This window comes from Microvirga sp. P4_G7, from assembly GCF_056401005.1.
The window spans coordinates 1-8,315 of sequence record NZ_JBFUKD010000104.1 but is presented as its reverse complement, the minus strand read 5'-3'; the positions used below and the strand labels follow the sequence as shown (position 1 = coordinate 8,315).

The following is an 8,315-nucleotide window of genomic DNA, read 5'->3' as shown; positions in this document are numbered from 1 at the left end:
AACTCAGCTTCGCCGACGCGAGCTTTGATTTGGTGACCTCCAACGAGGTCTTGGAACATGTACCGTATCTGGACCGAGCATTGTCAGAGATTGCGCGCGTTCTTAAGCCAGGCGGATGGCACATCGGTACATGCCCCTTTCGATTCATGGATCAAGAATCGCAGGTGCGAACGACCCTTGTCGATGGCAAGCTGAACCATATCCTTGAGCCTGAGTGGCATGGCGACCCAATGGGAACCGGAGGTTCGCTGGTGTTCGAAATTGCAGGCTGGGACATACTTGAGCGCGCACGCGCGGCAGGATTCAGTCGTGCATTCTGGAAATTTATCCAGTCCCCGACTTTCGGAATTGCGGCTGAGTACTCGGGCGGTGTGTTCGTTCTATGTCTTCAGAAGTAACGGGCCAGTTCCACTACGCGTAGGTAGATTGAGCAGTTAAGCTGCGTCGCTATTCGACGGCGACATCTGAACGAATGTCGAGATTGATCGACTTCATGGGGATTCCAATAAGGCCCTTGCTGCTATTCTGCCCTGTAACGCGAAATACGATGACGTCATCGACCCAATGATGCTGGATGTGATCGTCAGGAGTTCCAGCGGCGATCGCAACTTGAATCGCGTAGTCTCCTGGAGGCATGTAGGGAACACGAAATTCGAAGGACGCGCTTACGATCGAGCCTGCTGGGGTCTCGCGATTGTCATGCGCAAAACTCAAATAGGTGTTGTCACCAAAGAGATGTTGTCCAAGCCTGTCCTTGACGTAAAATCCGATGATTGGTTTTAAGATGGCCGCATGGGCGACTGCTTCCACATGGAGAGTGATGAGTTCGCCGCCATCGAACGAGTTGACCGCGTTTCCCCCGCTGTCGGTGATAAAGACGTTCTCGATCGTCGCGCCCCGGGCGCCGAACCATGGTGCATCAGGATCAAAATTGAAAACCTGGGCCTGCGGCTTCAGCCCTGCCTCTTCGAGGATTTCCTCTCGATGATCCCTCGGCAACTCGGGCTCCGGCGCAGCCTTCCGACTGCCGCCGATCTTAAAGGCATTGGTGTTGACCTTTTCACCCTCGATCGAGGCCTGGTAGGTGCTGCAGACATCTTTCGCGCTTCCGACCATTCTCACTGTGCCAGCATCAAGCCACACGGCCCGGTCGCACAGATTTAATACGGCGGCCGTATCGTGCGAGACGAACAGTAGTGTTCCATTCTCTTTGAACTTGCGAATGAAACGCATGCATTTCTGCTGGAAGGCGGCGTCGCCGACGGACAGAATCTCGTCCACGATCAGGAGGTCGGGATTGACGTGGGCCATGACCGCGAAGGCCAGGCGCGCATACATGCCGCTTGAGTAAAGCTTGACGGGTTGGTCGAGAAAGTCGCCGATGCTGGCGAATTCGGCGATCGCATCGGCCCGTTCTGCGATCTCGGCCGGGGAGAGGCCGAGGACTGACGCAGCGAGCTGCATGTTCTCGCGGCCGGTAAATTCCGGATTGAAGCCTGCGCCGAGTTCGAGAAGCGCACCGACGCGACCAGCAACTGCGATGTTGCCGGTGGAAGGATTGACGGTTCCGCAAAGCAGTTGCAGGAACGTTGATTTTCCGGCGCCGTTATGGCCGATCAGAGCGACCGTTTCTCCTTTGCGGATCTCCAAATTCACATCACGAAGCGCCCAGTATTCGTCGTAATACCGGCGGCGCCCCATACTGAGCATCTGCTTGAGCCGGTCTTCCGGTTTCTTGAAAATGGCATACGCCTTTCCCAAGCCTTCGGCTTTGACAACCACTTCAGATGACATCGGCGAAGCCTCTGCGTGTTTTTGTGAACCAAGCGAACCCAAGCCAAGCGACAAACGCGTTGAAGAGCAGGTTCATCATCCAAGGCCCCCAATCCGGCACACGTCCGAAAAAGAGCACATTGCGTCCGGTTTCGACGATCGTGCTGAGGGGGTTGAGCTGAATGATGGAGCGAACTTCGACAGGAACGGCCGACACCGGAAAGAAGACCGGGCTAAGAAACAAGGCGATCGTCACGGCGACGCCGACGATCTGGCGCAAGTCGCGAAGATACACGCCCAACGCGGACAAGAACCAAGTCAGGCCAAGGGAAAAAAGGGCCAGCGGCAACAACGCGAGTGGTGTCAAAAATGCAGTAAGTGGCGGCGGGCCAAGAACGGCGAATTGCATCGCCAGCAAGAGGATCAGGGACACCATGAAGTTGAACAGAGACACAAGAAGCTGAACAACCGGCAGGATTTCGATCGGGAACAGAAGCTTCTTGATGTAGCTCGCGTTCTCGGTCATCAGCGATGGAGCTCGGGCGACCATCTCCGCAAAAACATTGAAGAACGACAGCCCCGCGAACAGGAAGATCGCGAAGACCCAGGGGGAATCTGTGTTGGCTTCCGCCCAACGGGCCTTGAACACGACGCCGAACGCGAATGTGTAGACGCTCAGCATCAGGAGGGGCAGCAAGACGATCCACAGCAATCCCAGATGGGAGCCTCGGTAGCGAGCTTCCAATTCCCTACGAGCGAGTCGCCAGATCAAGTTGCGGTTTCTGACGATCGCGCCCACCATCGCGAGCGGGGAGATGCTTTCGTCAGCCTTCCGAATAGTCAAATCAGGCGCCATCAGGGGTCCATTTCCTTCGCGACGGTCGGGATCGCGGTACAACAACGGCTGCATAGCATGCTTCCGGGGCGTCCGGGCAAGAAGGCACCCCTCGAACGGACGCTCCGGACGACTGGAACGGGCGAACTAGTCCGCTACGTAACGGTGTGTCAAGCAGCGCGACGTCGCACGCTCGCGGGTCGAAAATACCTTTGCAAGCGAAGCTATTCCTTCAATGCCGGATCGTGTGCAACGATATCGCGCAAAAACCGTGCCTTCGCCGCCCGCGCCAGAAGAGCCTGGAGACGTTGGCGGGCCACCGTTTGGGAGGCTTGATGCCAGCGGTAGCGGTAGAGGCGCTCGGGAATTTGCAGCAGAGGCTCGTGAGCGGCCGCCCGCAGTGCGAGATCGTAGTCCTGCACGCCGCTGAAGGCCTCGTCCAAACCCCCAAGTTCAAAGATCAGGTCGCTCCGGACGGCCTTCAGGTGCGAGGCGACCATGCCGGACTCGAACAGGTCTGTCGTCGGGTGCTCGTGGAACCGGGATCTCAAGGCGCGACCGCTCTCGTCGATGTCCGTCATCGCGGACGCGATGTAACGACATTGCGGGAAGAGCGCGATGTAATGGTCAAGCACCCCCAGAGCGGCCGGGTCGAGCTCGTCATCGCAATCCAGGAATATGATCCAAGAATGTCTCGCCGCTGCGATCCCCTGGTTGAGCCGGGCGACGATGCCCGCATTCGACCCGTCGGCGAGAATGCGCGTCAGAGGAAGGACCGAAGGCGGCAGCGCAGCGCTAAGATCGTCTACCGAGACGCTCGGATCGTCGTTAAGGACAATCCATTCCACCCGTTCGCTGGCGGCTGGTTCGCGTTGGACGAGATCCGCAACGCTTTGGGCACAAAGCCGAAAATACGCCAGGTGGCGAAAGAACGGCGTCACGATCGCAAAGGACGGGGGTTGTTTGCTTTGGGGGATGTGCTCAGCAATACCGACGCGTTCGAGATGGGTTCGCGCGATCGTGCCGCTGCCTATTGTTCGATGAAGATCTTCTGATCCGTCCGGGTCGACCACATGGCCATATCGGCGGGAGACGTCGGCCGTTTCCTCCCGATAAGTCGCGATCGAGGAACTTTCTGGGGACCTGAGAGGTGAAAGCTGATCCGGGCGTAACGGCACGGCTCCGTACCAGCCGAGAGGGATTGYGTTGGGCTCGACCCAGGACACCAAGCTTGCGACAGGTGCCTTTCCTTGGATGTCCGGGGCGGTATTTCGTTCGCGTCGTTCCCGCAATTTGCGCGGCAACTGCAGGCTCAGCGTCCACCAAACCCCTTTGATCGCCTTGCGGACAAGACGACTAACGTTTGGGAAGGTGCGGGACAGATTGCGAAGCGGCGCGGTCAGACGCCACGAGAGGCTCGCCGATTGAGCTTCCAGCTGGTCGCGTGCTGCTTCCCAACCAGCCTTGGTCGCAGACAACCGAACGGAGAGGTCGGCCAGGGCGGCGTCCCGCCTCTCAAGGAGAATCTGCAAGGCGGCCGCCTCGTCCTCGGTGGCCCGAAGAAGGAGTTCGGTTTCCCTCTGATCTGGCGCCCGGGCGGAAGCTGGCGCTTCTCGGGAAATAGGGGACGGCTTCGTCATCGCAGGGTTGGAAAGGTCTCCGCGAACCGACGGGTTTGTCGCTCGCGGCCTGTTCTATCGCATCCGTCCAGCGCGAGGAAGACATGGAAGGGCTACGAGCCAAATCCAGGATTTACAATCTGCGGAAAAAGCCGGAGGGAAGGCGATCTCGCCGGCCGTCAGGTCTGCGAGCGTCACGGAAAACACAGAGGCACGCCGTTGCAAGAGGCTGAAAGCCAAGGATTATATGGTGTCCCGCCGGTCGAACTCGCGGATTGTCCCACGACGGCGATTCAATTTTCGCCTCTGATCGTCGGCGCGCAGAGGCTGGAGGATCAGGCCGGTGGAGTCTTGGCGTCCATGGTCGTCGAAGCGCCCCACGGGACCATCGAGCGGCGATATGTGATCGCGCTCGCGCTCAGGGCGCTCGCCTCGGGTGCTCCGCTGACGGTCTTGGCGCCCAAGGACAAGGGCGGATCGCGCCTGCGCAAGGAGCTCGAATCCTTCGGCTGCGCCGTCACGGAGACGGCCCGTCGGCATTATCGGATCTGCCAATGCGAGCGGCCCGACGCTCCGACGGGCATCGAGAAGGCGATCGCCGACGGCGCAGCTCGATTGGTGCCCGAAACGGGGCTGTGGTCGCAACCGGGGATCTTCAGCTGGGACCGGGTCGATCCGGGAAGCGCCCTGTTGCTTCGTCACCTTCCAGCACTCACGGGTCGGGGAGCGGATTTCGGTGCCGGTATCGGCCATCTTGCTCGCGCAATCCTCGCATCGCCGAAGGTCGAGCATTTGACGCTCCTCGATATCGATCGCCGGGCCGTCGAGGCGGCGCGGCGCAATGTCGCCGATCCACGAGCCACCATCACTTGGGCGGATGTCCGCGTCGGTACCGCCCTGACGGGTCTCAACTTCGTTGTGATGAATCCGCCTTTTCATGACGGGGGAGCCGAAGATCGGAACCTGGGTCAGACGTTTATTCGGCGCGCGGGCGACGCCTTGCGGACCGGTGGCGTCTGCTGGCTCGTCGCCAATCGTCACTTGCCCTACGAGGACGTGCTGAAAACGACGTTCAAGCGAGTCGACCTTCGTTTCGAGGGTGAAGGCTACAAGATCTATGAGGCCCGTCGATGAGCAAAGGTGGAACAACGCTGCGCCTCGACCGGCTGCTCGCCAATCTCGGCTACGGATCCCGTCGCGAGGTTCAGCAATTGGTGCGTGTCGGCGCGGTGACGTTGGATGGAGTGGAGCTCGAAGACGCTGATCAGCGCGTCGTGATCACATCCGATCTCTCGGCGCGGATGCGCGTCGATGACAGCCCCCTCGATCCACCGCCCGGCTTGATTCTGATGCTCAACAAGCCGCTCGGCGTGACGTGTTCGCACAAGGAAGCCGGACCGCTGGTCTATTCCCTGTTGCCCGAGCGTTGGCGCCGCCGCGATCCGGCGATCTCGACCATCGGGCGGCTCGACAAAGAGACGTCGGGGTTGCTTCTGATGACCGACGACGGCGCGCTGCTGCACAAGATCATCTCGCCCCGCAACCATGTCTCCAAACGCTATGACGTGACCCTCGATCGGCCTCTGCGCGGCGATGAGCAGGCGATCTTCGCCGCCGGAACGCTGATGCTCGACAGCGAGGACAAACCGCTTCTGCCGGTGGCGATGGAGATCGTGTCGCAGACGCGTGCGTATGTGACCTTGACTGAAGGACGCTACCATCAAGTCAGGCGCATGTTCGCAGCCGTAGGCAATCACGTGACGGCGCTGCACCGCGATCGCATCGGCGCCCTCGAAATCCCGGCGGACCTCGAACCGGGCGCCTATCGGACGCTTGGCGAGACCGAGATCGCGCGCATTTTGCAGCAGTCGTGAGCTCGTTTCGTGCGGCCTGGAGCAGGACGCGCGTTCGGCGTTGACCACGACTGTCGCCCTCCCGCATAGTCGGCTCCACCAATCGTAAAGCGAGTGTCACCATGGAAACCCGTGCAGCCGTCGCGTGGGAGGCTGGAAAACCTCTCACTATCGAAACCGTTCGTATCGAAGGACCACGCGACGGCGAAGTGTTGGTGGAGGTGATGGCGACGGGTGTCTGCCACACGGATGCGTACACGTTGTCGGGGCTCGATCCGGAAGGGCTGTTCCCGGCCATTCTCGGCCATGAAGGGGCTGGCATCGTGCGTGAGGTCGGGCCGGGTGTCGCGACACTCAAGCCGGGCGATCACGTGATTCCGCTCTACACGCCCGAGTGCCGCCAATGCAAAACCTGCCTGTCGCGGCGCTCCAACCTTTGCACCGCCATTCGCTCCACCCAAGGTAAGGGTGTCATGCCTGACGGCACGAGTCGCTTCCGGTGCGAGGGTGACCAGGTGTTTCACTACATGGGTTGCTCGACTTTCGCGAACTTCACCGTGCTGCCCGAGATCGCTCTTGCGAAAGTGCGCGAGGACGCGCCTTTCGACAAGATCTGCTACATCGGTTGCGGCGTGACGACGGGAATCGGCGCGGTGATCTATACGGCAAAGGTCTGGCCGGGTGCGAACGTCGTCGTCTTCGGGCTCGGCGGCATTGGCCTCAACGTGATTCAGGCCGCGCGTATGGTGGGCGCGGACAAGATCATTGGTGTGGATCTCAACCCGTCCAAGCGGGCCATGGCCGAAAAGTTCGGCATGACGCACTTTATCAATCCCGATGAGGTCGGGCGCGACAAGGTCGTGGAAGCAATTATCGACGTCACCGGCGGCGGCGCCGATTTTTCGTTCGAATGCATCGGCAACGTACACACGATGCGCCAAGCTCTCGAATGCTGCCATCGGGGCTGGGGCGAGAGCATCGTGATCGGTGTCGCGGCGTCAGGGCAGGAAATCTCCACGAGACCGTTTCAACTCGTGACGGGGCGCGTGTGGAAGGGATCGGCTTTCGGCGGCGCGCGCGGCAGGACCGACGTCCCGAAGATCGTGGATTGGTACATGGAGGGAAAGATCAACATCGACGATCTCATCACCCACACGATGCCGCTCGACGAGATCAATACTGCATTCGACCTCATGCACGAGGGGAAATCGATCCGCTCCGTGATCGTCTACTAGACGATCGGGACCGCTTGAACGACGCTCCTGTCATAATTCCGTAAACCCACCGTCATCGAACTGAAGCGCCGAATCACGTTTACTCGCGACAAAAGCCAGCGAGGTGATCACGTGCTTCAGGATCTTCACGTGACGCGTGTGCGTACTCTGTTTCTATCGGACGTCCACCTCGGCACCAAAGGCTGCCAGGCCGGCCATCTGCTCGCGTTTCTGAAACAATACGATGCGGACATCATCTATCTCGTCGGCGATATCGTCGACGGATGGCGACTTCGTTCGGGATGGTATTGGCCACAGGCTCATAACGACATCGTTCAGAAACTATTGCGCAAGGTTCGCAAGGGTGCGCGTCTCATCTACATTCCCGGGAACCACGATGAATTCCTGCGAGACTATACGGGCAGCCATCTCGGTGGAATCGAGCTGATGGACCATGCCGTGCACGAAGCGGCCGACGGCAAGCGCTATCTCGTCATCCACGGCGATCAATTCGACCTCGTCGTGCGCCACGCCCGTTGGATAGCGCTTCTTGGCGATTGGGCCTACACGTCGGCGCTGTTCATCAACACCTACCTCAATCTCATCCGCCGCCGCATGGGATTGACGTACTGGTCCTTGTCCGCGTGGGCGAAGTTCAAGGTCAAGAACGCCGTCAATTTCATCAGCCAATTCGAGGAGTTCTTGGCATCCGAGGCCAAGCGTCAAGATGTCGACGGCGTCATCTGTGGCCATATTCATCACGCTGCGTGTCACGATACGTTCGGCATTCGATACGTGAACACCGGAGACTGGGTCGAATCCTGCACCGCTGTGGTCGAGCACTACGACGGAGCACTAGAAATCGTTCGCTGGCTCGACGTATGCGCCATGCCAGCGGTGATGAAAGGCGACGATGCGATATCCGCCGCTCGTCGGGCTGCCTGATGCGCCTGCTTATCGCGACGGACGCGTGGCACCCGCAGATCAACGGCGTCGTGCGTTCGCTTGAACACATGGCTGC

Annotated in this window: 8 protein-coding genes; 5 read left to right on the top strand and 3 right to left on the bottom strand. The window is 59.8% G+C overall.

From position 1 onward, the window contains the following. The coding region (locus AC1DT3_RS07200) for a class I SAM-dependent methyltransferase (RefSeq protein ID WP_477464572.1) at positions 1 to 398 on the top strand (398 nt) is incomplete at its 5' end. Between the two features lie 49 nt (positions 399 to 447). Here the strand turns inward: AC1DT3_RS07200 and AC1DT3_RS07195 are convergent. From AC1DT3_RS07195 to AC1DT3_RS07185, 3 genes are all read right to left on the bottom strand, one after another. Then, positions 448 to 1,794 (bottom strand): ABC transporter ATP-binding protein, encoded by a 1,347-nt coding sequence (locus AC1DT3_RS07195; RefSeq protein ID WP_477464571.1) that lies wholly within the window; start codon positions 1,792 to 1,794, stop codon positions 448 to 450. Beyond that, a complete protein-coding gene (locus AC1DT3_RS07190) occupies positions 1,784 to 2,683 on the bottom strand; it encodes an ABC transporter permease (protein WP_477464570.1) in 900 nt (299 codons plus the stop codon). The genes AC1DT3_RS07195 and AC1DT3_RS07190 overlap by 11 nt, the downstream gene beginning before the upstream one ends. Positions 2,684 to 2,832: 149 nt before the next feature. Beyond that, positions 2,833 to 4,140, bottom strand: coding sequence for a glycosyltransferase (locus AC1DT3_RS07185; protein WP_477464569.1), 1,308 nt, complete (start codon positions 4,138 to 4,140; stop codon positions 2,833 to 2,835). A gap of 306 nt (positions 4,141 to 4,446) precedes the next feature. On the opposite strand from AC1DT3_RS07185, the gene AC1DT3_RS07180 reads away from it, so the two are divergent. The 4 genes from AC1DT3_RS07180 to AC1DT3_RS07165 all read left to right on the top strand — a co-directional run bounded on the left by AC1DT3_RS07180 (position 4,447) and on the right by AC1DT3_RS07165 (position 8,239). Further along, a complete protein-coding gene (locus tag AC1DT3_RS07180) occupies positions 4,447 to 5,361 on the top strand; it encodes a class I SAM-dependent methyltransferase (protein WP_477464568.1) in 915 nt (304 codons plus the stop codon). Further along, the gene (locus tag AC1DT3_RS07175) at positions 5,358 to 6,101 is read left to right on the top strand and encodes a pseudouridine synthase (RefSeq protein WP_477464567.1); all 744 of its coding nucleotides are present in this window, start codon (positions 5,358 to 5,360) and stop codon (positions 6,099 to 6,101) included. The genes AC1DT3_RS07180 and AC1DT3_RS07175 overlap by 4 nt, the downstream gene beginning before the upstream one ends. A gap of 101 nt (positions 6,102 to 6,202) precedes the next feature. Then, a complete protein-coding gene (locus AC1DT3_RS07170; RefSeq protein ID WP_477464566.1) occupies positions 6,203 to 7,315 on the top strand; it encodes an S-(hydroxymethyl)glutathione dehydrogenase/class III alcohol dehydrogenase in 1,113 nt (370 codons plus the stop codon). A gap of 129 nt (positions 7,316 to 7,444) precedes the next feature. Then, entirely contained in the window at positions 7,445 to 8,239 is a 795-nt protein-coding gene (locus AC1DT3_RS07165) for a UDP-2,3-diacylglucosamine diphosphatase (RefSeq protein ID WP_477464565.1), read from the top strand. Positions 8,240 to 8,315: the final 76 nt, after the last annotated feature.

Excerpts from the sequence above, each read along its gene's own strand:
- AC1DT3_RS07195 (WP_477464571.1), bottom strand. The coding sequence starts at position 1,794 with ATGTCATCTGAAGTGGTTGTCAAAGCCGAAGGCTTGGGAAAGGCGTAT.
- AC1DT3_RS07190 (WP_477464570.1), bottom strand. The coding sequence starts at position 2,683 with ATGCAGCCGTTGTTGTACCGCGATCCCGACCGTCGCGAAGGAAATGGA.
- AC1DT3_RS07175 (WP_477464567.1), top strand. The coding sequence starts at position 5,358 with ATGAGCAAAGGTGGAACAACGCTGCGCCTCGACCGGCTGCTCGCCAAT.
- AC1DT3_RS07170 (WP_477464566.1), top strand. The coding sequence starts at position 6,203 with ATGGAAACCCGTGCAGCCGTCGCGTGGGAGGCTGGAAAACCTCTCACT.